Below are 21,818 nucleotides of genomic sequence, written 5' to 3'. Positions count from 1 at the left end.
TTACCACAACTATTCAGTGTTGTTTATCAGTAGCCCGGATTTTGTACCAGGTTAGGATTGATACTCGTTTGTTTGAATGGAATCGGGAATAGCTTGTACTTATCGGCTGATGGCTGGTGATCCCACCAGGAAGCAGTGGTGAATTTACCAAAGCGGATCAGATCCGTGCGGCGCTTGCCCTCAAAAATGAATTCCCGGCCTCTTTCGGCGAGTAATTCGTCCATGGTGAGGCTGGACGCTGTATAAGCTTCATTTGGCCAGTCCTGCGCCTTAAAAGCCCGTTTTTTGCAGGTATTGACTAGGTCAACGGCTTCCTGGGAAGCAGTACCGCCGGCTTTGCGCATAATCGCTTCTGCTTTGTTGAAATAGATTTCTGTGAGGCGGTATAATACAAAGTCGTTGCCCCAGTAGTTGGGATCACTTTGTTTGCCAGGCAGGTATTTAGCGAAACGTGCGCCGCTGTTTTCTTCTCCCTGTGTCATGCCACCGGGGCCAGTTTCACCCGCCTTGTTTTTACGGATCTCTTTTACAAAAACGAGTGGCTTATCTGAGTATTCTTCTGTGCCCAATACGAGGCTGTCGCCCACGCTGGTGCGCAGGGCCGGATCTTTTTTCTGTGGACCGATGAGCATCCAGTTTTGTTTGCGGAGATCATTGTCTTTGAAAGCGTCGTAGGCAGTAGGAATGACTACAATGCAGTTGTTGCCGTCTACATCTGCGTTGTAGATCTGGCGTTGCCGGTAGTGCCAGAAATCACCCTGCCATCCGAAGCGGGAGTTGCCGGCTCTCAGGTCATAAGTCAGCTGGAACAGGTCTTCCGGGGAACTGCTGTTGTTGTTGGCAAATGCGCGGAAAATATCCGGTTCCAGAGCCGGTATGGTACCACTAAGGGAGCCGCCTTCACCGGCAATAATTTTGTTGCAGTAAGTGATGCAATCATCCCAGCGTGGGGTGCCGGTCCATTCCTGTGCATTGAGGTATAATTCAACCAGCATGGCATAGGCGGCTGCTTTGGTAGCGCGGCCCACCATGGCAGGTGATAAGGGTTGGAGGGCATCCATATTGTCTTTGATTTCCTTTTCCACGAACGCAAATACTTCTTTGCGAGATTTGGTGGCAGGAGAGGCGGAGTTGGCGACTTCTGTCACAATGGGAATGTTTCCATAGAGGTCCATCAGTTTCAGGTAATGCCAGGCACGCAGTACTTTGGTTTCTGCGAGCAGGGTTGTTTTTTCTGCCTCCGTCATACCTATTTTGGTAAAGTCCAGCGGCGTAAGGTCTTTGATGGTATTGTTACAGAAGCCCATTCCCCAGAACATGAGCCGCCATGGATTCCAGGCATTGTCTTCATTGGCGATCCAGGTATGGTAATGCAGGCGTATCCAGTTACCGCCATCATAGCCATGACGCCCTTTCTGCGGCCATGCCAGCTGGTCGGCGGAGAGTTCCTGCAGACGCCAGTAGCCGGTTTGGCCGGTAGGTGCTGCCCAGGCGCCGGCATGGGTGAAGGGGCGGAGTACGGCAGACATTACTTCCTGCCGGTTGTTATAAAACTGATCGGAGATAATTTCGCTGTATGGTTTTTCATCGAGCTTGGTGCAGGCGCTCATACCGAGTGCCAGCAAGGCTGCGCTGATATATACTTTACTTTTTTTCATACATTACAATTTTGCTGCTTTTAGAATCCGAGGTTCAGGCCAATAGTATAAGAGCGGGTACGTGGATAAAATCCTCTGCCATCGATGCCGGAATCCAGGGCCGTATCTTGTAATTCAGGATCCAGACCGGTGTATTTGGTGAAGGTGGCGATGTTACGTCCGCTGGCATATACCCGCAGGTTGCGGATATATTTGGTGTGCAGCCGGAAGTTATAGCCGAGGGTGATGTTATCGAGTTTCACGAAGTTGCCGTTTTCCAGGTAGTAGTCGGAGAACTGTGGATCCGCATCCAGTTTGGCATTTTTACCGATGGCAGAAGTGAGCATGTTATTCGGCGTCCACTTTTTGTTACCGAAATACATATCCTGCAGGTTCAGGATATCGAAACCAAATTTGCCCCGGAAGAAAATACTCAGGTCGAAGTTTTTATAACGGAAGGTGTTATTCCAGGAAGCCATGTATTTGGGAATACCGTTTCCTATCACGGCTTTGTCGTCCGGGTTCATGGTTTCAATAGTACCGATGCTACCATCTTTTTTGTAGAACTGCCACTTGCCGGCTTCGGTCAGGCCTGCATAGCGATAACCGAAGAAGGTGCCCAGCGGACCGCCTTCTACTACGCGGATAGCAGAGCCCAGGTTACCCGGAGAAGGCAGATCTCCATAGTATTGTTCTGTAGTTTTAAAGATCTGGTTAGAGAAAGACACCATTTTGTTCCGTTGGGAATTGAAGGTGAGATCACTGTTCCAGGTAAAATCTTTCATTTTTACCGGTACTGCGTTGATAACTACTTCCACCCCATTATTGGAGATGGCGCCTACGTTGGTAAAGATGTTATCCAGGATGTTGGATGGCAGCTGCGCGGTGTAGTTGAACAACAGGTCCTGCGTTTTGCGGCTGTATACATCTATGGAACCGCCTAACCTGTTTTTCAGCAGGGAGAAATCTACCCCTACGTTAAACTCTTTCTTTTTCTCCCACCTCAGATCCGGGTTAGGATTTTTGTTAGGACCATAAGTTTGTATCCATTGTCCGTATTGAACGTATGGACCGCCAGTACCGAGGGTGATGATGGACTGATAGCTGGGGATACCCTGGTTACCGGTAACGCCATAGCCTGCACGTAATTTCAGGTTATTGATTACGGTGATATCCTGCAGGAATGCTTCTTTTGAAATCACCCATCCGGCGGAAACGGCGGGAAAGTTCCCCCATTTGTAGTTGGCGCCGAAGCGGGAAGAGCCTTCATGGCGCAGGATAGCCTGCAGCATGTATTTCTCTTTATAGTTATAATTGATTCTGCCAAAGAAGGCGATCAGAGTATTATCTATTTTGTTGCTGCTTTGTTTGGGACGAGGTAATGTTTGATCATTCAACGCATTACCGGCAGAGATATTCCAGTCCTGGAAGGCATCTGTGAGGAAGCCGTTGTTATCCATGGAGTATTTTTCCAGGGTGCTGTATTGATAGCTGTAGCCGCCGAGTACATTGATGGTGTGGTCGGAATGGATCGTCCGGGTATAGTCAGCGGTGGCTTCAAAAGTTTTATCCATGGCTGCGGAATTGGCTTTGTAGGCATATCCCCCGCCTTTGTAGTCCTGCACAGAAGAGCGCGAGTTTTTGAGCTTATATTGGCGGTCATTGTATTCATCGCGTACAATAGCGCCGAAGGCCGACAGTTTTAAATTACGTATAGGCTCAAGCGTTATACGTGCATCTCCCGAATAAGTTTTCTGATCCCGGTCGTAGAGTTCCTGTTGCAGGCGGGCCAATGGGTTGTAGTTATTATAGCCATTGGTTTCAATGAATTTACCATCAGGGCCGTAGATGGGAGCGGTGGGATTGCGTTGCACGGCTTGTTCAAAGTCGGCGCCGGCGTTGCCTGCTTTGTTATCGCCACCACCGCTGTTGCCACCATTCAGGTTAGCTTTGTTGAAGTTGCCGGCCAGGTTAAACTGCATGGTGAGTAATCCCTGTAACCCTGTTTGATTTACGTTTACGCGGCCGCCATATTGTTTACGTCCGTTTTGCAGTGCAATACCGTTGGCGTCGTTGTAGTAAAGCGATGCACGATAGTTGCTGTTGACGGTTCCTCCGGAGGCTGCGAAGTTGTGGTAATGACTCAGGTTGTGTTTGTCGAGCAGCAGGTCATACATATCCACATCTCCGCCTTTGTTGTCGGCGCCGGGTATTTTAGCATATTCGGCAGCGCTGAGTATGCTGGGTCTTTTGGCTACGGCTTCGCGTTGGAGGTAGGTGGAGTAGGTGTATTGTGGTTCTCCGGCCTTTCCTTTTTTAGTGGTGATAAGGATAACACCGTTATTACCGCGGGTACCATAAATAGCGGCGGCGGAACCATCTTTCAGTACATCGAAGGTAGCAATATCGTCCTGTTGCAGCAGGTCGAGGTTACCACCGGGAATGCCATCAATAACGATCAATGGGTTTTTGTCGCCCGACAGGGAGCTGATTCCCCTGATTTGTATGGAGGCGCCGCTGTTGGGGTTGTTGCCCTGCGTCCTGGTAACAGACAGGCCGGCCACTTTACCCTGGATCAGGTCCATAGGAGAACGTGAGCCGCCCTGGTTGAAATTTTCCGCTTTAACGGTAGCTACGGAGGTGGTCACTTCATTTCTTTTTTGTGTACCATATCCTACTACTACAATGTCTTGCAGCGACTTCACACCGGCAGCGAGTTTTACTTGTAGTGGAGCGCCGCTGCCAGCGGGTACTTCTTGTTGCTGGTACCCGATAAACGAAAATACCAGGATACTGTTTTCCGGCGCCTGCAGGCTGAAAGACCCGTCTGCTTTGGTGATGGTGCCGGTGTTGGTGTTTTTTATCTGTACAGATACACCTGGTATGGGCGATTTATCGTTGGCATCCGTCACTTTGCCGGATATTGTTTTGCCTTGTGAAAAGGCGAATAGCGAGATAAGCAACAGGAAAGTACTGGCAATACTTGTCCGTGCCCAAAACGTGGATCGTTTGTGCATATACATTTATTGATATTGGTTAATAAGAAAGACCTGTAATCGTCAGCATTTATAAAATCGATTTAGCAGTACAACTACAGGACATTACGTTTAAAATTCAGCTGCGATTTAAGTGGTTTTAAAAAATAGAAAAATGTCTCCCCATGGAGATGTTACCTGGCTTCCGGTCAGGTTGGCAATGGTTTCCCTAATAATATAGCATAAGCAAAATACATCCGATACTTACAGTACTGTTTGTTCAGTAGAATATCGATTTAGCTAACAATTAGAATAACAAGTTATAATAAAAACATTACCGGCAAACGCCCGGAATAACAAGGTTTAGCTTAATAATTTCTTTCATACACGCAGGTTTTTTCCTACAACGACTTTTTAATGATGATAGGCTTCATCTCATAAAAAATCGATTTAGCAATGGTTTCCAAAAAAAGATTCCGGAGAATCTGAACATTAATAACAAGTTTCGATAAACGTAGACACTTTCTCTCTTCTTCGGGAATAAAAGTAATACTTATTTGTATTAAATGAAATCATTTTTAACATTTTTTTCGCTGTATGAAAACATACGTTATCACTTTGTAAGTGGCGCAGGAGTGGAAACTATTTGGTAGCGTACATTTCACGGATATTATTCAGCATCCGCTGTGTTCCCTTTATGATAAGGTGGGGGCCAAAAAGAGATAAGCCATACGCTAGTGACGCCAGGGTACTTGTTTTCCATATGGTTAAAGGACGACGATCGGCAAATAGAGGATAGTCTGTTACAAAACAAAAGCCTCCCGCACAGTGGGCAGGAGGCTTTGTTCACGAGTATATGTTCAGGGAATTGAAAGGATAGATTAGAATTTAATACCGGCAGATATCCGGAAATTAGTACCTGGCTCTGCCTGCCAATAGTAATAAGTATCATATGGCGCACCGGAATACAGGTAAGCATTCAGCAGGTTATTGACATTCAGTGCCACGGAATATTTGCTGTTTTGCCAGGAAATACTGCCATCCATCCGGAAGTAATCGGGCAGGGGCAGTTGATGCGCTCCACCCCAGTTCCAGGTAGAGCGGCCCAGCTGGTACTGGTAACCTGCACCAATACCTACTCCCTTTAAAGCACCTTTCTCAAAGCGGTAAGATAACCATCCGTTGGTGTTATGCTTCGCAAATCCGGGTACGGCTTCTCCCACTTTTTTGGAACCCGCCGTGTCTTTGGTGATTTTTGAATCGGTATATGCGTAGTTGAGCGTGAGGTTTAAGCCCCGGGCTATTTCTCCATGTATATCGAGTTCCACTCCTTTTGTTTCGCTTTCTCCTATTTGCAGGGAGTAGTTGGCTATGCCTTCTCCATGCGTATCATTATCTGCTACCAATTGATTTTTCCGCAGGATACGATATACGGCGAGGGTGGAATTCCACCGGCCCTGAAACCAGTCTCTTTTGATGCCGGCCTCTGTATTTACACCCAGCAGCGGCTTTGGAACAATGTTAGGATATATCTTTCCTGCCTGTGGTTCAAATGCCTGGTCATATAAAGCATACACAGAGGTTTGTTTAGCTATAGATACGCTGACGCCTATACGTGGAGTGAGCTTGCTGCTTTTGGTGGTATCATTATAGGTAGCAGTGGTATACCTGGCCGCCAGCGTCAAACGGGCTATGTCATTAAACATATGTATTTCGTCCTGCAGGTAGTAACTGATATAGCGCTGATCATCCGGACTGCCGGCTCTGTCTTTCAATGGTACTGACCGGTCGAATTGCGGTGCGGGTGTTTCTCCATATACGGGGTGGTAGATATTAAAAGGTCCGTTCGGACTATTCAGTTTAAATGGCTGGGCAAAAACAGCGAGGTATTTTTTATGTCCCAGGTCAATACCACTCAATATTTTATGTTGTATGTTGCCGGTAAGGACATCGCCGGTTACGTAAGCCTGCCCGATATAGTTCTCTCCGTGCGCATCCCACATGCCTACGCTGCGGTACATATCTCCGTTGGCGTGTAAGGAATCCGGCCACATGGAGCTACCAATCTGCGTGAAGTTCATGTATCCCAGTTGGGTTGTAAATTTCCATTTGGGATTGAATTGGTGCTGGAAATTCAGGAACACGCTGTGATCATTGATATTGGTAGGAGGGAAATTTTTTTCTGCGGTAGTAAAACTACGCGGCAGGTCTGCGTAACCATTGGGCGAAAACACATAGTTGGCGCCCACCATAGCCATCCTGGAAAACTGGTAATTGTATTCAGCAGTAATGGAGGTGCGCTCGTTGAATTTATACATCAGTACCGGCGCAACACTGTAGCGGTTATTGTAATCAAAATGGCGGTGAGAACGTTTAAGTAGCCCCATTACATTGAGGCGGTATAATAACTTGCCGGTTTTTTCCAGCTTGCCGTCCAGGTCGATGGTAGCGCGATACGTGTCGAAGCTGCCTGCGGTGAGGGTGGCTTCTCCTTTATTAACGCCGGTAGGTTTTTTGGTCACTACATTGTAGAATCCGCTGGGATCTCCGTTGCCCATCATGAATCCTGCGGGACCTTTTACAAATTCAATGCGTTCCACCATGCTCATATCTTCTGCGAGTGGTCCCCAGGGCATTTTTACATTCATGCCATTGCGGAAAGCGGTTACCTGTGAGCCGCGCATATTGATGAGGGCATAATTGTCCCAGTGCTCCAGCTTTGTAACGCCGCTTACATTACGGGTTACGCCTTCCAGCATGTCGAACACCTGTTGATCGGCCAGCAATTTAGCCGTCACTACCTGTATGTTTTGTGGTGTTTGCAGTAATGGTGTGGTGAGCCGCAACGTAGGAGATACGGCATTTACCTGGTAACGTTGTTGCCTGAACGAAACAACAATTTCGCGCAGTTGTGCATCGGAGGCAGCCAGTGTAATATTGGCGGTAGTGACATGGCCGGAAACTACGGTAACGTTTTGCTGACTGGTTTTATAGCCTATCAGCGATACCTGTACCTGGTAGTCGCCCGGTGCTAACTTCCCGAATTCAAAAGCGCCTTTGTTACTGCTGACAGCGCCTTTATTCCTGTTTTTTAATTGTACAGATACGCCGGGAGCTGCCATGCCATCGGAGGTTGTAACAGTGCCTTTGATGGCGCCTGTATTGTTTTGTGCAATAGTACTGACAGTCACCATCAAACTGAAGGTGAGCAAGAATATGTGTTTCATTGAGAGGTAAAAGATTTGTGTTCTCATTGGGAAGAGAACGGATACATTTTAGTTGCGGAGCAAAATTAGTGGGCGGGGTATCGTGGAATAAGACGGATCAGGAAAAGTATTTATGTATTCCGGAAAAAGGAGGGGGAGGGGGGAGAAAAATAACCGCGCCGTAAAGTGGCGCGGTGGAGAATCATTAAAAGTTGGAAGAAACATTTTCTTTGGCAACAGGGATATCGCCTTTGGCAGCCTGGCTGTCGCGGGTATTTTTTTGTACCGTGATAGCGCCAAAAACGCTGAGCAAAAATGCAAATGCATAGAACCCTTTTTCGCTGGGCGCCAGTGTAGCATTCCATAATCCTACTGTCAGCAATACGATGGTGAGTAGCATAGATACCCAGCTAAGTGCGTAGTAGATGTCGGTAACGGGGATGCCTTCAATTCTGTCGCGTACACATTTTTGTACAGATACAGCGGAGAAGAGACCATACATTAATACGGTGAAGTAGTAACCCTTCTCGTTTAGTTGCATGGTGTTGGCGTTCCAAAGACCAATAATGAAGCCCAGAACACCTGCAAATACTGCTACCCAGGAGGCGGCAACAAATGCCATGGAAGGTTTTTGTTTCATTGAATGAATTAAATTTTAATAATGGGATTAGGTTAATGGCTAACAAAATTGCTATCAGCATATTGAAGGCCTGCTGTAATAATACTATTTATTTGGATAAAAAAAAGTCCTGAACGATAGTCCAGGACTTTTACTTTTTGTAGCGAGGAGCGGATTCGAACCACTGACCTTCGGGTTATGAGCCCGACGAGCTACCTCTGCTCTACCTCGCAATGTGGAGTGCAAATGTAGGTAATTAATTCAAACTGCAAAATTTAAATGCGCTTTTTTCTGTGCACAGCACTGCATTTCAGCAGATTATGTTTTTTTATGCTCTTGGGTGTGTGGCTTGTAATCCTTTGTGGTGCTGTGTTGTGTAGGTTTTTAGTTGGCTGATTTTTAATGAACGATACCTGAAAAATATTTTTTGTAAGATGATGAAATGACAATGGGTTTGCTGCAAATCAGGCAATTTATCATTCCATCATCTTACTAAAATATTTAAATCCGGCTTCTGCGTAATCGCAATAAAGTATTTACCAGCGTGTCAATATCGGCGCAGGTATTGTAAAAAGCGAGTGACGGCCTTACTGTACTTTCTACGCCAAACCTGCGTAAAATAGGTTGTGCACAATGGTGGCCGGACCGCACTGCAATGCCTTCCTGGTTAAGGGCTGCGCCCACCTGCTCGGTGGTGAAGTCTTTAAAAACAAAAGACAATACACTGGTTTTGTCCGGTGCAGTACCTATTAAACGTAGTCCTGGCACATCTTTTAATAACTGGGTGGCGTATGTGAGCAGGTAATGTTCATATTGATATATAACATCAATGCCTATATGATTTACGTAATCAATGGCGGCCCCCAGTCCTACTGCATCGGCAATGTTTCCGGTGCCGGCTTCAAAGCGGCCGGGCGCTGCATGATACTGGGTATGTTCGAAAGTAACATCTTTGATCATATTGCCGCCGCCTTGCCAGGGTGCTGTTTCATTGAGCAATGCTTCCTTGCCATACAATACGCCGATACCGGTGGGACCAAACACCTTATGCCCGGAAAATACATACCAGTCGCAGTTAAGCCGTTGTACATCCGCCCGCATATGCGATACCGCCTGCGCGCCGTCTACCAGTACTTTGGCGCCTGCCTGGTGGGCGAGGTCCACGATTTGTTGCGCCGGTGTTACCGTGCCGAGTGCATTGGATACTTGTGTAAACGATACCAGCTTTGTTTTAGCACTGAGCAGCTTTTGGTATTCTGCCAGTATAATTTGTCCGTCGTCGTCTACCGGGATCACTTTAATCAGCAGTCCTTTTTTGTTGGCCAGCTGTTGCCAGGGTACAATATTGGCGTGATGTTCCAGGTGGCTGAGAATAATTTCGTCGCCGGCTTGCAGGAATTGTTCGCCCCAGCTTTTGGCGACGAGGTTGATGGCTTCTGTGGCGCCGCGAACAAAAATAATTTCGTTCACGGAGGCGGCGTTGAGAAAGGCCCTTACTTTTTCGCGGGCGCCTTCGTAGGCATCCGTAGCTCTTGCCGCCAGTTCGTGCGCTGCCCGGTGGATGTTGGAATTTTCGTGTTCATAAAAGCTGCTGATCCGGTCAATAACGGATCTGGGCTTTTGTGTAGTGGCTGCATTATCCAGCCATATCAGCCGGCGTCCGTTCACGTGTTCCTGCAGAATGGGGAAGTCGGCCCGTACCCGGTTGATATCCAACGAGGGGGGCGTAGCACCGGTAATTCCCGCAGGTTGCTCCGGCAAAAAGTAATAAGAGGTAGTCGATAACGGCAATTGCGCGGTATACGACGATGCCGGGATACTTTGCAGGGCGCGCTGCAATTCCTTTTCAAAAGGGGAATCGTAGGCCGCGGGCTGTTGCTGTTGTTGCAGGGCCGACGGAGAAATGCCGCTGCCGGCTACAGAAGCCGGGATGCCGCCATTACCGGAAAAGTGGGGATCCGGTAAACTGGTGGGCGCCTGTGTAACATCGCTCACGCTGCCTTGTTGCAACAGCGGGTCCTGGACGGGCGCCGCATATGCCGGTGGCAGGGACTCATTACCGGATTGCAGCGAAGAAAACAGTTGGTTGGCCAGCTTTTCCAATGCGGCGATATCCGGGAGTCCATCGGTATGAAAATTATTTGTATTCATGGTACTTGCCTATTTCTACATCATCTAATACCGCAATGGCATCATCTACCAATACTGCCAGGGAGCAGTAAAGGGAAACCAGGTAAGAAGCAATGGCCTGGTGGTTAATGCCCATGAAGCGCACCGATAGTCCGGGAGACTGTTCGCCGGGTAAATTAGGCTGGTAAAGCCCTACTACGCCTTGTCTGGCTTCACCGGTACGTAATAAGATGATTTTAGATTTACCCTTTTCTATCGGCACTTTATCTGACGGGATCAGCGGAATGCCGCGCCAGGTAATGAATTGTGAGCCGAACAGGGAAACGGTGGGTGGTGGTACACCCCTGCGGGTACATTCCCGGCCAAAGGCGGCAATGGTGAGCGGGTGCAATAAAAAGAAGCCTGGTTCTTTCCATACTTTGGTGATCAGTTCGTCCAGGTCATCTGGCGTAGGTGCACCAGTGCGGGTTTTAATACGCTGCGAAGCCACTACGCTGTGCAGCAGACCATACTCTTTGTTGTTAATTAATTCGCTTTCCTGCCTTTCCTTGATCGTTTCAATGATCAGTCGCAACTGTTCGCTGATCTGGTTGTACGGCTTGCTGTAGAGGTCTGACACGCGGGTATGTACATCCAGTACGGTATTTACTGCACTGAGGTTATACTCCCTGGGGTTGTCGATGTAATCCACAAAGGTTTGTGGTAATTCCCGTTCATCCCTGCCGGAACAATCTACGGTTACATTGCTTTCGTCTTTTACTTTGTTGAGCCGGTATACGCCTGATTCTACAGGTATCCAGCTCATTAGCCGGGTAAGCCAGCGTGGGGTGATGGTAGACATCTGCGGCACTGTACGGGTGGCGATCGCCAATTGTCTTGCGGCCACGTCGCCGAGTGCTGTCTGAACCTTGTGTTGAATTTCATCTGCCATGGGAAGTCAGTTTTTGAAATTTTAGAAATGAAGTTTTGGAAACAGGATGCAAAATGTGTGGTGGCTCATTTTTTATCCTGCTGGTGGGTATAGTGAACCTTAAATTAAGGCATTTTAACGGAAATTCCACGTTAATAGTTCGTGATTATGGGGATAGGCGGGCGTTGGGCGACCACCCGCTGCCGGGTAGTCGCCTGATGGGGGTTAAAAATATTTACAGATCTGAGTAGTTGGTAGGACGCAGGAAAGTGATCTCGGATTTAGACACGTTATGGGCGTATTCTTCCAGCGCCGACAGGCTTTTCCATTTTGGATCCGCGCCAAAGGCTTTCCAGTGTGCATCCCGGTCTTCTTTATTGTTGAAGGTGGTCATATACATGAGGTTGGGCATGCGCGGACCGGAAATTACAGACGCATAGAAAACGGCGTTAAAGTGCAGGTTTTTGAAAATACCAATTTCATCGCCGTCATTAAACATCTTTACTTTATTCACATGGTATTTTTCAGAAGGGCTTTCGTAGCTGCGTAATTCGTATACCCGTTCGCTTTTAGGCGATTGCAGGGAAGGGGCTTCCAGTACAGGCATGCCGGGAAAAGCCTGTAACAGGATAGATTCAATACGGGCATACGGTATATTATTCCAGGGTGCATCCGTATATTCGGCGCCGTTAGCCTGTAATGTTTTATCGGCTTGTAGTGTTTGGTTCAGTTGGGTAAATTGTTCCAGCGATTGGTAAGGAATCAATACATAGATCCTGATGTCTGCGGTATCCGTAACCACCGGTTTAAATACGCCGGCCTGTTTAATACCCGCCCGGTGTAAAGCAGGCAGGTAGGCTTTTTCGAGGTAGTTGTCTACCACCGTTTCCTGGGCCGTTGTTTTCAGATGATAAATTTTTATCTGGTAAAATTGTCGCGCTTTGGCAGACAGGGTTACCGGACATAGCAGGAGGAGTGCCAGAAACAAAGTGGAATTTCTCATCATAAAATATTTGTATACCCAACAAAATACAGCAAATAAATCGGGATTTATAGTCCTGTTTGAATGTATTACTTTTGACTAATATTAAAAATGTAGTTATGTCAGAACCGGTAATGCTAATAGACCAGCCTAATAACCGAGGAACGTTATATGCCGTGGTAGAACAGGACGACAGGGTAGCCTACTTTTACCTGTATCCATCAGAATTATTGCAATCTAAATATAATCCGCGTCCCTGCTGGTTACGTAACCTGAAAGCGGCGCCGGAAATGAGAGATACGGCGGCCATGAAAGAAGGAATGGCGCCTATGCTGCAGGCAGATTACTGTAATCACCCGCAGGGAAAAGAGCCTTTGGAAAAAGAGCGGATCAGTATTGTATGGATGGAAGAAGGAGATGGCGCTGCAGTACTATACGATGGAGAAATTCTGGGCGTTATTCCCGGCTGGAGCTTATATAATGAAGAACATGCGGTGGCCTATGCAGCGGATTGCATCGGCGCAGGCGATACCGACCGGCTGATGCCATTGGGCAAACGGGGTGTTAACGTGCTGTACGAAAGGGTAGATCAGGCCGAGGCCTTTTGGCAGGAGTGGGCTGATGAGGCTTCCCAGGCGTGGGGCATCTTACAGGATCAATATATAAAGGCCTATGAGGCCGTATATGGTCCTATTCAGCAATACTACGCCATAGATGGTGGGCAATGGCCGCCGATGGCCCTGGGTAAGTTTGAGAAAGACGAAGTAGTGTACCTGCTCACCATGGGGGTGAGTATACGGCCAATGCCGTGGGTGGAACTGCTGTATAACGACCGGTCGCCTGGTTTCCGCCGTATGGAATTGGCAATGGCCATCAGCAAAGCTGATTACACTGACAAGGAAATTATGGCCATGGCCGGCTTTATGTCTGGCCTGGCTGATCGTCCCTGGAAACAGATTACCTGGCTGGGAGAGGGCCATACCATTAGCTCGGAAGAACTTCCCAAACCTTATGAGAGTGTAGTAGTATCTACAGCTTTATATAATGGTCCTGCTATTCCGCTGCCGGAAGTATATGGTGATAAAGTAAATCTCTACTGGTTAGCACCTATTACCAAACTGGAGCGGGAATTTGCCCACTTCCGGCCTAACGCCGGGTACGATTTGCTGGAAAAAATGATTCACCACCAGTTGAATCATATCGTGACCAAACGGGCGGAATTGCCTTTTGAATAAAAATAATACTTTTGATACAGAAGGCCCTGCACTTAGCGGGGCCTTTTCCTTATCCGCAGATGGTTTCCCGAATTTTTTAAAAAAAGTGATGAAAATCTGTAACGAAATGATTTCGTCACCTACTAATGATGAAAAGAAACTTAAAAGCATATGAAAAAGACCCTTCGAAATATCGCCGCCATTGTAGCCTTCACCGGTTTAGCTGCCAGTAACGTAGCCGCACAAACGCCCTCCAAGGAAAACTCCCTCTTGTGGGAAGTGAGCGGCAACGGCCTGAAGCAGCCTTCTTATCTCTACGGTACCATTCACATGATCTGCGAAAACGATTTTAAGATCGCCGACAAGGTGACAAAAGCATTCAATAAAACGTCTGAATTAGTACTGGAAGCAGATGTCTTTAACCCTAATATTGCCAGCGAAATAAGAGCAGAAATGGCGTCAGACGTGCCATTGAGCAAAAAGTTGTCGGCCACTGATTATGCTGCTGTTGACTCTGTTTTACAGTTGAAATGTGGCGTGCCTTTAAAAGCATTTGATAACTACAAACTATCCATGGTAATGTCGCTGGTGGCCGTTAAAACATTCCCTTGTGCCACCCCCAAATCCTATGAAATGACGTTCAATAAAATGGCCACAGAACGGAATATGCATAGAGACAATATGGAAGAGGTGGTAGCACAAATGCGACTCCTGAATAAAGCCTTTACAGACTCTCAGATTGTAGCACAAGTGAAAGATTTTGACAGCGCTGTGGAAGGAACTTCCAAATTGGTGGCACGTTATAAAGCAGAAGATATTAACGGCTTATATCAATTAATGACTGCACCCGATTTAATGGATGAAAATACCATGAAGTACATGTTGCAGATAAGAAATAGCAACTGGGCAGAAAAGATGCCGGGCATGATGCAGCAAGAAAGCTGCTTCTTTGCCGTAGGCGCAGGCCATCTCCCCGGCCCTGGTGGTGTGATTGCATTGTTGAAAGCAAAAGGATATTCCGTTAAGCCCGTTATGAACTAAAGCCCTCCTGTTTTGAAAAGCAAGGAAAAGGAATTTCTGGATTTGATAGCCACTTACAAAGGAATCATCCATAAAATTTCCAAAATGTACATGGATGCAGAAGATGATCAGCAGGACTTAACACAGGAGATCATTTATCAATTGTGGAAATCTTTCGACTCTTTTCAGCAACAAAGCCAATTTTCTACCTGGATGTACCGGGTGGCACTGAATACTGCGCTGGTATTCTTCAAAAAAGAAAAAAAGAAAATGCCGGTAACGGATATCATACCGGAGGATATAGCGATGGAAGAAAGTGTTACCGCTACCAAAGAACTGCAACTGGCACACTTTTACAAGGCCGTACAAAAACTGGAAAGATTAGAAAAAGCATTGGTGTTCCTGCATCTGGAAAATTATTCGCATAAAGAAATAGGAGACAACCTGGGAATATCGGAAGGTAATGCAAGAATAAAACTCAGCAGGGCCAAAGACAAATTAAAAGTACTCATTAAACAACAAGGCTATGAATTTTGATGATATAAAATCTATGTGGAACAGTGATGAAGGAGAAGGAGCATCCGTACCTGAACGTGTAGATCAGTTGAAAACGCTCGCGTTACCCATAGAAAAACTTCGCAAAAGGATGCAGCTGGAATTTTATATACAGTTGATTAGTTTAATGATAATAGGTTTGGCGCCGAAGTTAGGCTATGTAGGCCCGTTGGCGGTTGTCCCTTTCTATGTGATATATTTTGTAGCGATCACTATTTCTATTTATTATTTTTCCAAATTTCATATTTTTTATAAACGCCTTAATACAAACACGCTTTCTTCAAAAGACCATTTATACGAACTGTATTATGAAGGAAAATTGAATATTGAAATGTATAAATCATTTGCCTATACATTAATTCCGCTGACATTGATGGGAGTGGGATTACGTATGGCGAGCCGGTCAGATGAGAAGATGAAGCTGATGTGGCAGGCGGCTCAGACGCATCAGGGAGTGGCGATAGCATTGGTGACCTTTTTCCTGATTGCCGTGTTGTTGATGATGCTATCTGTGAGCCTTTGGGTGAAATTATATTATGGAAAATACCTGAAACAATTAAAGAAAGTGTTGGACGAGTTTAAAGAAGCGTAAAGCGTAAAGCAGAAAGCAAAAAGCTATTATAGCTATTATAGCTATAATAGCTTTTTGCTTTCTGCTTTACGCTCTTCTAACGCTGGTAGCTGCCTGCTACTTTGATCAGCTTATCCGGTGCATTGGTAATGATACCATCTACGCCATCGGCTATTAATTTTTTGAAATCACTTTCTTCATCTACGGTCCATGGTAGCACGGCTACTTTTTTAGCGTGTGCTTCTTTTACCAGGTCAGCGTTTACCAGCAGGTAATATGGACTGTAGATATCCGGTGTAAATCCCAGCTTTTCCAGGTTGGCGCTAAAACTATCTTTATTACCAATTAGCAAAGCTGTTTTTTGTTTAGGAAAAGTTTGGTGTAATACCTGTAACGTGCGTACATCAAAAGATTGGATGATGACCCTGTTAGTAATCTTCTTCTCTTTAATCACCTGCATCAGTAACGCTACAAATTCTTTGGGCGCCGGATTGTAAGTACCATCGCCATCAGGAGAACTTTTAGTTTCCATATTGTAGTACACCGGTTTCAGGTGATGCGCTTTTACATAGGCCTCCACGCTATCAATGAGCGCAGATAATAACGGCTTATGCACCATCATTTTCGCTTGCTGCGGAAAGCGGGGATGAGGTTTGGTACCGGCATCATATTTTTGGATGCTGTCGTATGTCATCTTATACAGCGCCAGGCTTTTCTCTTCTGCTTTGGTAACATCAGATCCGTCTGGTTTGCGCATAAATTCGGCAGACATATACGCATCGTGGGATACGGCTACTTTATTATCGGCCGTGATGATGCAATCCAGTTCCAGGGTTCTGGCACCCAGTTTCACGGCATTGAGCATGGCAGGAATGGTGTTTTCCGGCATCAGCGCCATACCTCCCCGGTGCGCCTGCACATCAATAGACTGTTGTGCAAAAGCGCCGCCACAGAGCAGCACACCACAAAAAGAGAATATTATACGGTTCATATCAGCGTGTTTTTAATATTATTTCAATAACCACATTTGCCCATTGATATCATCTACATTGTTGTATTGGGCAATAGCAGCGTTGTAGTTGTCTGTGTTGGCAGACTGTTCTGCCGTAGGATATTTATAACGGATCGCTATTTTACCGTTGTTACCGGTACCTACGCCCGTGGTAAATACGGGGACGCCTGTACGACGCCAGTTATAGTAAGGCTCTAATCCACTGTTGAGGAAGAATGCCAGGTATTTTTGTTGCAGGATTTCGGTAAGACCCGCTGCATTGTTACCGGCATATTTCACGGTGGATTGCGCATAGTAGGTGTCGTAATCTACACTTACCGGCGTAGCCACAAAAGGATTAGGATCGGTTAACTTAGCACCCGGAGGCAGGGAATAAGCAGTGATGATGCCTTTCAGTGGGATGTTGTAGAAAGCCAGTGACGCTTTGATACCCGCCTGGTAATAGGCTTCTGCGTCTCCTTTAGGGCCCGCGGCCAGCCAACCCCTGTTGATAGCTTCTGCAATATTAAAGCACATCTCGGTATAACCGATGATTGGTGTAGGTTCGCCGGTATAGCCGAGGAAGTAGCGATACCTGTTTACATAGCCTATTTTTCCGCCACCATTCTGGCTGGCCAGTACACCCATGTCCAGTCCCGGATCGCCGCCCTGGAAGGCCGCAAAGGTGCCGGGATTGGTGCCTGCCGCCACAATACCAGGCGCCGGATCAGCGGTAATAAATACACGCGGATCTTTCAGCGTGGTTAATAAGCTCACGTAGGTAGCAGAAATATTGTTCAACGCACCATCCGCAAATGTTTCCCGGTTCATGGGATATTTGTTGGTAGGGTTGAGCCAGATATATTGCAGGTTGTCTGCGGGACCTTCCATAACAGGATACTTTGCCGGGTTATTCACAATATCGGCAAATTGTCCGGGTATATTGAGATCTGCTTCACCGGCCGCTTTCTTACTGAGATGAATCAGTAACCTGAGACGGAAAGTGTTTACCACCTTTTGCCAGTTTTTCAGGTTATTGGAGAAGTACATATCACCAGACAAAGACTGATCATTATTGCTGATTAACTGCGTCAGGTCTGTATTGGCGCTGTCCAGCCAAAGCAACGCCTGTTTGAAAACCTGTTTCTGCGGGTCGTATTTGGGCTTCAGGTTATTCAGTCCATTCAGTGCTTCCGACATGGGAATATCACCCATTTGAAGGCTCATCCGGGAAAAGAGATAAGCCCGGAAAAACTTACCCATGGCGCGATAGGGATTCTGATCTTTGGCGCCAAACACTTTTGCCTGGCTTTCCATGTTCATCACATTGGTTAAGGTAGCATAAAGGTTGTCGCCGGCTCCAAACAGGTACTGGTTATTTCCAAAGTAGGAGTTGTTCTGTAGCTGAAACTGGTTGGTTCTGTCCATTTGCCCGCCTGGCGCATCTATCATGCTGCTGAGGATGCCATTAAACAGGAGAGAGGCAGGTACAGATAGTGGTTTGTTTTTATTCACATAAAGCTCATCAAAGCTTTTTTTGCAGCTTCCGGTCAGCAGTAATACGGTACCGGCAACGAATATATTTTTAAGTACTGATTTCATAAAATGATACATGGTTTAGAATAAGACATTAACGTTAAAGCCGAATCTGCGGGTGGTAGGCGTTTGCAAGCCGGAAGAAGCGGTAGCGGTGTTATATTGTTCCACGTCAATACCCTTGTATTTGTTGTCTTTATAGAAGTAAAGCAGGTTTCTGCCTACCAGGGACAATGTTAAGCGGCTGATGAAAGTACGGCTCAACCATTGCTGTGGCAGGTTATAACCAATCACTACTTCTCTCAGCTTCGCGTAAGTTTTGCTGGTGAGCATGCCTTCCTGTATTTGTCCGTAGTATTGGGTAGCCCAGCTTTGTACGGTACTGGTAGATTTGTTGGTTGCAAATTGCAGGTCTTTATAGTTGGTGATGTTACCATAGTTATCATACTTGATAGGCACACCGTTAGATACCTGTACACCATCGCCTACATAAGTACCTTTGTAAGATCCTACACCGGCATTGGCATCGTCATCCAGCCTGGATTTACCGATAGCACCCTCTACAGTGGCGATGTTAGCGCCGCCCTGCATGGTGAGGGAGTAAAGACGGTTGCTGATTACACCACCTACACTACCATCAAACTGGAAGCTGAAGTTGAAATCTTTGTAACGGAAGTTGTTGCTGAAAGACCACATGTAGTCTGCATTCATGTATCCCAGAAATTGCGGATAAGGATTTTTCAATGGCTTACCACCAGCGTCATACACGATCTTACCATCCTGGGTTTTTACGAAACCGGTAGAATATAATTTGTCGGTTCTGTCGCCTTTCTGGAAGTAGGTGTTGTAGTTGGTTTGTCCGGGAGGCAATTCGTTATATACTTCTTTGAAGGTTGACCAGTTCACCAGCACATCCCAGCTGAAGTTCCTGGCTTTCACCGCGGTGCCGGTCAGCGACAATTCATAACCTGTTTTCTTTGTCTTGAGGGCATTGATGTAATAAGTAGTGTACCCGGTAGACGGAGAAATAGGATTCGGCAAAATCTGTGGACCATCAATATATTGGAAAGCAGTAGCGCTCAGTCCCAGCCTGTTTTTCAGCACTTTTACATCAAACCCTTCTTCAAAGTTTACGCGGTTAAATGTTTTGATATTCGGATCAAAGATGCTGTTGGTAGAAAATGCAGCGGTAACGTTGTTATATTTTTTAGCTGTAGAGAACGCGGATTGCAACGAATAATCCGGACCACCATAAGGGCTTAAATAGTTGTTACCATACTGGGAGAAGTTGGTATTTAAGCTATTGGCAGTAGAACCATTCAGCTGGCTCCATACGTTGTAAGGAGTGGCGCCGATGTAAGTAGCCGTTGCATCTCCGTGTACGGTAGCAAAGGAGCCACGCACTTTCAGGAAGGAGATCACCGATGGCAGGTTTACATAATCAGATATCACAGAAGCCAGCGATACGCTTGGATAGAAATACACATTACTGCCTTTGGGCAGGGCCGATGACTTATCGACTCTTCCGGTAGCTGACAGCGTAGCATATCTCCCGAAAGACGCATCCATAGAAGCATACGCGCTGAGTACCCGCATGTCTGAACTAAAGTTATTCGTCATCAGGGTGTTGAGCGAGTTACTGAAGTTATACACCGTAGGCACTACCAGGTAATCGGTAGAAGTGAAATTAGAGTTGTAGGTAAACGACCTTAAACTGGCGCCCGCCAAGCCGGAAACACTGATCAGGTGATTTATTTTATAGTTGTAGTTCAGCTGTACATCCGTGTTGTTCTCGAACATATTGCGGCGATCTTCGCGGTAGTCGCCCTGGCCCAGGGTTCTGGCATATGTATAAGCACCCCATGGCATTTTTTCGGAGCGGAACAGGCTGTAAGTGCTCACCTGTGTACGTCCGGTGACATCCAGGTGATCGTTCAGTTTATAGTTCAGGGATAAATAGCCGTTAATATCTGTTTTGTAATGTCCTCTCAGCCAGTCTTCCACCATCATCCAGGGATTGTTGTAGTGTACGTGCTCCGGGAACACAATTTTTACATCTTTTTGTCCTGGCTGCCATTTGCCGCGGATATCCGGTGCATCTACATTCCATTCATCGCCGGTCCATACGGAAAGGTTATAGATAAGGCTGTTAGGGCCGTAGGTTACATCAGGAATATTAGGGGTGTAGGTTCTGCTGAAGTTCACGTCTGAGTTGAAGGTCAGTCGTGGTGTGATTTTATAGGTAGCGGTGGTGTTGAAGTTGGCTACGTCTACGCCGGTATTAGGAACAATGCCGGTTTGGTGCGACTGTGATACGGAAAAGCGCAGGGCGTATTTATCGCCGGTAGCGGATAATGAGAGGTTGTTGGTAGACTGGAAGCCGGGTTTCAGGAATCTTTCCAGGTTGCTTTTTCCATTGACATAGCCACGGTTTACATAAGGTGTTGGCTTGATATGTCCGTTGTATTTCAGGTCGCCGAAGATGGTAGTATAGGTTTGGTTGGGATCATATTCACCATCGTATTGTGGTAGCAGTTGTCCGCGGAACTTGGGTCCCCAGAGCTGGTACTGCGCATCCTGTACACCACTGCCAAACCCATCTGCATAAGCATACTGTCCATACATACCACCACCATATTCGTGCTGGGTATGCGGCATAGCGATAAAGCCTTTATCGATGGAGTTGGTAGAATTGAATTCTACGCTCATCCCTTTTTTATTACCAGCTTTTTTGGTGGTAATCAGGATGGCGCCATATTGTGCACGGCTGCCATACAGCGCTGCGGCTGCAGGTCCTTTCAGTACGCTATAGCTTTCAATGTCGTCTGGACTAATGTTCCAGGTATCGGAGCTGATGGGCACTCCATCTACTACGAACAGGGTAATCTGGTTGCCTCTCATTACGAGGGAAGGAGTACCCAGCATTTCTGCGTTGGCGGCGACAGAGAGGCCGGCTACTTTACCAGTAAGGCCTGTAACAGGATTGGCATCCCTGGCTTTTACCAGGTCAGCACCTTTTACTTCCTGTACGGCATAACCGATTTTTTTAATTTCTTTTTTAACACCGAGGGCGGTTACCACTACTTCGCTCAGCGCTTTGGTATCTTCCTGCAGGCGCATCAGCAGGTTGTTGGTAGCGGCGTTTACTTCAAAGCCTTTATAATTGCCGGGCAGATAGCCCATGAAAGTAAAGTTCAGATCATATTTATTGCCGGGTATTAATTTTTTGAAGAGGAAAATACCAGTGCCGTCTGTAACGGTAGAAAAATGCTGGTGAGTATGTGAGTCGGTGGCGGTAACACTTACACCTGGTAGTGTTTCACCTTTTTCACTCATAACAGTACCGGTGAGTTCTGCCAGTTTCTCCTGCGACAAGGCCACTTGTCCAAACAGCAATAAAAACAGGCAGGTAAGTAATCCGGTTTTTTCCCGGCGTAGTTTGCTTTTGAAATGCATAAAATTTAAAGTGATG

Annotated in this window: 14 protein-coding genes and 1 tRNA gene; 4 read left to right on the top strand and 11 right to left on the bottom strand. The window is 46.6% G+C overall.

Annotation, left to right across the window (positions count from 1 at the left end):
* Positions 1 to 26: 26 nt before the first annotated feature.
* The 8 genes from AC5ZC7_RS25425 to AC5ZC7_RS25390 all read right to left on the bottom strand — a co-directional run bounded on the left by AC5ZC7_RS25425 (position 27) and on the right by AC5ZC7_RS25390 (position 12,483).
* Complete coding sequence (locus tag AC5ZC7_RS25425; protein WP_496158256.1) at positions 27 to 1,658, bottom strand: RagB/SusD family nutrient uptake outer membrane protein; 1,632 nt, start codon at positions 1,656 to 1,658, stop codon at positions 27 to 29.
* Between the two features lie 20 nt (positions 1,659 to 1,678).
* Complete coding sequence (locus AC5ZC7_RS25420) at positions 1,679 to 4,654, bottom strand: SusC/RagA family TonB-linked outer membrane protein (protein WP_496158257.1); 2,976 nt, start codon at positions 4,652 to 4,654, stop codon at positions 1,679 to 1,681.
* 839 nt (positions 4,655 to 5,493) lie between these two features.
* Entirely contained in the window at positions 5,494 to 7,839 is a 2,346-nt protein-coding gene (locus AC5ZC7_RS25415; protein ID WP_496158258.1) for a TonB-dependent siderophore receptor, read from the bottom strand.
* A gap of 184 nt (positions 7,840 to 8,023) precedes the next feature.
* Positions 8,024 to 8,458, bottom strand: coding sequence for an inner membrane protein YiaA (yiaA, locus tag AC5ZC7_RS25410; protein WP_496158259.1), 435 nt, complete (start codon positions 8,456 to 8,458; stop codon positions 8,024 to 8,026).
* 140 nt (positions 8,459 to 8,598) lie between these two features.
* A tRNA-Met gene (locus tag AC5ZC7_RS25405) sits at positions 8,599 to 8,670 on the bottom strand.
* Positions 8,671 to 8,938: 268 nt separating this feature from the next.
* Positions 8,939 to 10,588 (bottom strand): family 2A encapsulin nanocompartment cargo protein cysteine desulfurase, encoded by a 1,650-nt coding sequence (locus AC5ZC7_RS25400; protein WP_496158260.1) that lies wholly within the window; start codon positions 10,586 to 10,588, stop codon positions 8,939 to 8,941.
* Positions 10,575 to 11,498 (bottom strand): family 2A encapsulin nanocompartment shell protein, encoded by a 924-nt coding sequence (locus AC5ZC7_RS25395; protein ID WP_496158261.1) that lies wholly within the window; start codon positions 11,496 to 11,498, stop codon positions 10,575 to 10,577. Before AC5ZC7_RS25395 ends, AC5ZC7_RS25400 begins: the two co-directional genes overlap by 14 nt.
* Positions 11,499 to 11,712: 214 nt before the next feature.
* Positions 11,713 to 12,483, bottom strand: coding sequence for an NIPSNAP family protein (locus AC5ZC7_RS25390; RefSeq protein WP_496158262.1), 771 nt, complete (start codon positions 12,481 to 12,483; stop codon positions 11,713 to 11,715).
* 266 nt (positions 12,484 to 12,749) lie between these two features.
* On the opposite strand from AC5ZC7_RS25390, the gene AC5ZC7_RS25385 reads away from it, so the two are divergent.
* The 4 genes from AC5ZC7_RS25385 (at position 12,750) to AC5ZC7_RS25370 (ending at position 15,840) form a co-directional block, all read left to right on the top strand.
* Positions 12,750 to 13,694: a suppressor of fused domain protein gene (locus AC5ZC7_RS25385; RefSeq protein WP_511911609.1), complete on the top strand. Its 945-nt coding sequence runs from the start codon at positions 12,750 to 12,752 to the stop codon at positions 13,692 to 13,694.
* A 150-nt stretch (positions 13,695 to 13,844) separates the two neighbouring features.
* Entirely contained in the window at positions 13,845 to 14,714 is an 870-nt protein-coding gene (locus AC5ZC7_RS25380) for a TraB/GumN family protein (protein WP_496158263.1), read from the top strand.
* Between the two features lie 12 nt (positions 14,715 to 14,726).
* Positions 14,727 to 15,230 carry a sigma-70 family RNA polymerase sigma factor gene (locus tag AC5ZC7_RS25375; protein ID WP_496158264.1) on the top strand — a complete coding sequence of 168 codons (504 nt, stop codon included), beginning with the start codon at positions 14,727 to 14,729 and terminating at the stop codon, positions 15,228 to 15,230.
* Positions 15,220 to 15,840, top strand: coding sequence for a hypothetical protein (locus AC5ZC7_RS25370; RefSeq protein ID WP_496158265.1), 621 nt, complete (start codon positions 15,220 to 15,222; stop codon positions 15,838 to 15,840). The genes AC5ZC7_RS25375 and AC5ZC7_RS25370 overlap by 11 nt, the downstream gene beginning before the upstream one ends.
* 76 nt (positions 15,841 to 15,916) lie before the next feature.
* On the opposite strand, the gene AC5ZC7_RS25365 is transcribed toward AC5ZC7_RS25370, so the two are convergent.
* The 3 genes from AC5ZC7_RS25365 to AC5ZC7_RS25355 are packed head-to-tail and all read right to left on the bottom strand — an operon-like array spanning position 15,917 to position 21,802.
* Complete coding sequence (locus tag AC5ZC7_RS25365) at positions 15,917 to 16,810, bottom strand: glycerophosphodiester phosphodiesterase family protein (RefSeq protein ID WP_496158266.1); 894 nt, start codon at positions 16,808 to 16,810, stop codon at positions 15,917 to 15,919.
* Positions 16,811 to 16,828: 18 nt separating this feature from the next.
* Positions 16,829 to 18,412 (bottom strand): SusD/RagB family nutrient-binding outer membrane lipoprotein, encoded by a 1,584-nt coding sequence (locus AC5ZC7_RS25360; protein ID WP_496158267.1) that lies wholly within the window; start codon positions 18,410 to 18,412, stop codon positions 16,829 to 16,831.
* 15 nt (positions 18,413 to 18,427) lie between these two features.
* The gene (locus AC5ZC7_RS25355; RefSeq protein ID WP_496158268.1) at positions 18,428 to 21,802 is read right to left on the bottom strand and encodes a SusC/RagA family TonB-linked outer membrane protein; all 3,375 of its coding nucleotides are present in this window, start codon (positions 21,800 to 21,802) and stop codon (positions 18,428 to 18,430) included.
* Positions 21,803 to 21,818 lie beyond the last annotated feature (16 nt).

This window comes from Chitinophaga sp. 9-1-y (assembly GCF_059511905.2).
This window is presented reverse-complemented; position numbering and strand designations above follow the sequence as displayed.

Coding starts and splice junctions, on each gene's coding strand:
- yiaA (WP_496158259.1), bottom strand. CDS start 8,458: ATGAAACAAAAACCTTCCATGGCATTTGTTGCCGCCTCCTGGGTAGCA.
- AC5ZC7_RS25365 (WP_496158266.1), bottom strand. CDS start 16,810: ATGAACCGTATAATATTCTCTTTTTGTGGTGTGCTGCTCTGTGGCGGC.
- AC5ZC7_RS25380 (WP_496158263.1), top strand. CDS start 13,845: ATGAAAAAGACCCTTCGAAATATCGCCGCCATTGTAGCCTTCACCGGT.
- AC5ZC7_RS25355 (WP_496158268.1), bottom strand. CDS start 21,802: ATGCATTTCAAAAGCAAACTACGCCGGGAAAAAACCGGATTACTTACC.
- AC5ZC7_RS25400 (WP_496158260.1), bottom strand. CDS start 10,588: ATGAATACAAATAATTTTCATACCGATGGACTCCCGGATATCGCCGCA.
- AC5ZC7_RS25425 (WP_496158256.1), bottom strand. CDS start 1,658: ATGAAAAAAAGTAAAGTATATATCAGCGCAGCCTTGCTGGCACTCGGT.
- AC5ZC7_RS25420 (WP_496158257.1), bottom strand. CDS start 4,654: ATGCACAAACGATCCACGTTTTGGGCACGGACAAGTATTGCCAGTACT.
- AC5ZC7_RS25360 (WP_496158267.1), bottom strand. CDS start 18,412: ATGAAATCAGTACTTAAAAATATATTCGTTGCCGGTACCGTATTACTG.
- AC5ZC7_RS25395 (WP_496158261.1), bottom strand. CDS start 11,498: ATGGCAGATGAAATTCAACACAAGGTTCAGACAGCACTCGGCGACGTG.
- AC5ZC7_RS25415 (WP_496158258.1), bottom strand. CDS start 7,839: ATGAAACACATATTCTTGCTCACCTTCAGTTTGATGGTGACTGTCAGT.
- AC5ZC7_RS25385 (WP_511911609.1), top strand. CDS start 12,750: ATGAGAGATACGGCGGCCATGAAAGAAGGAATGGCGCCTATGCTGCAG.
- AC5ZC7_RS25370 (WP_496158265.1), top strand. CDS start 15,220: ATGAATTTTGATGATATAAAATCTATGTGGAACAGTGATGAAGGAGAA.
- AC5ZC7_RS25390 (WP_496158262.1), bottom strand. CDS start 12,483: ATGATGAGAAATTCCACTTTGTTTCTGGCACTCCTCCTGCTATGTCCG.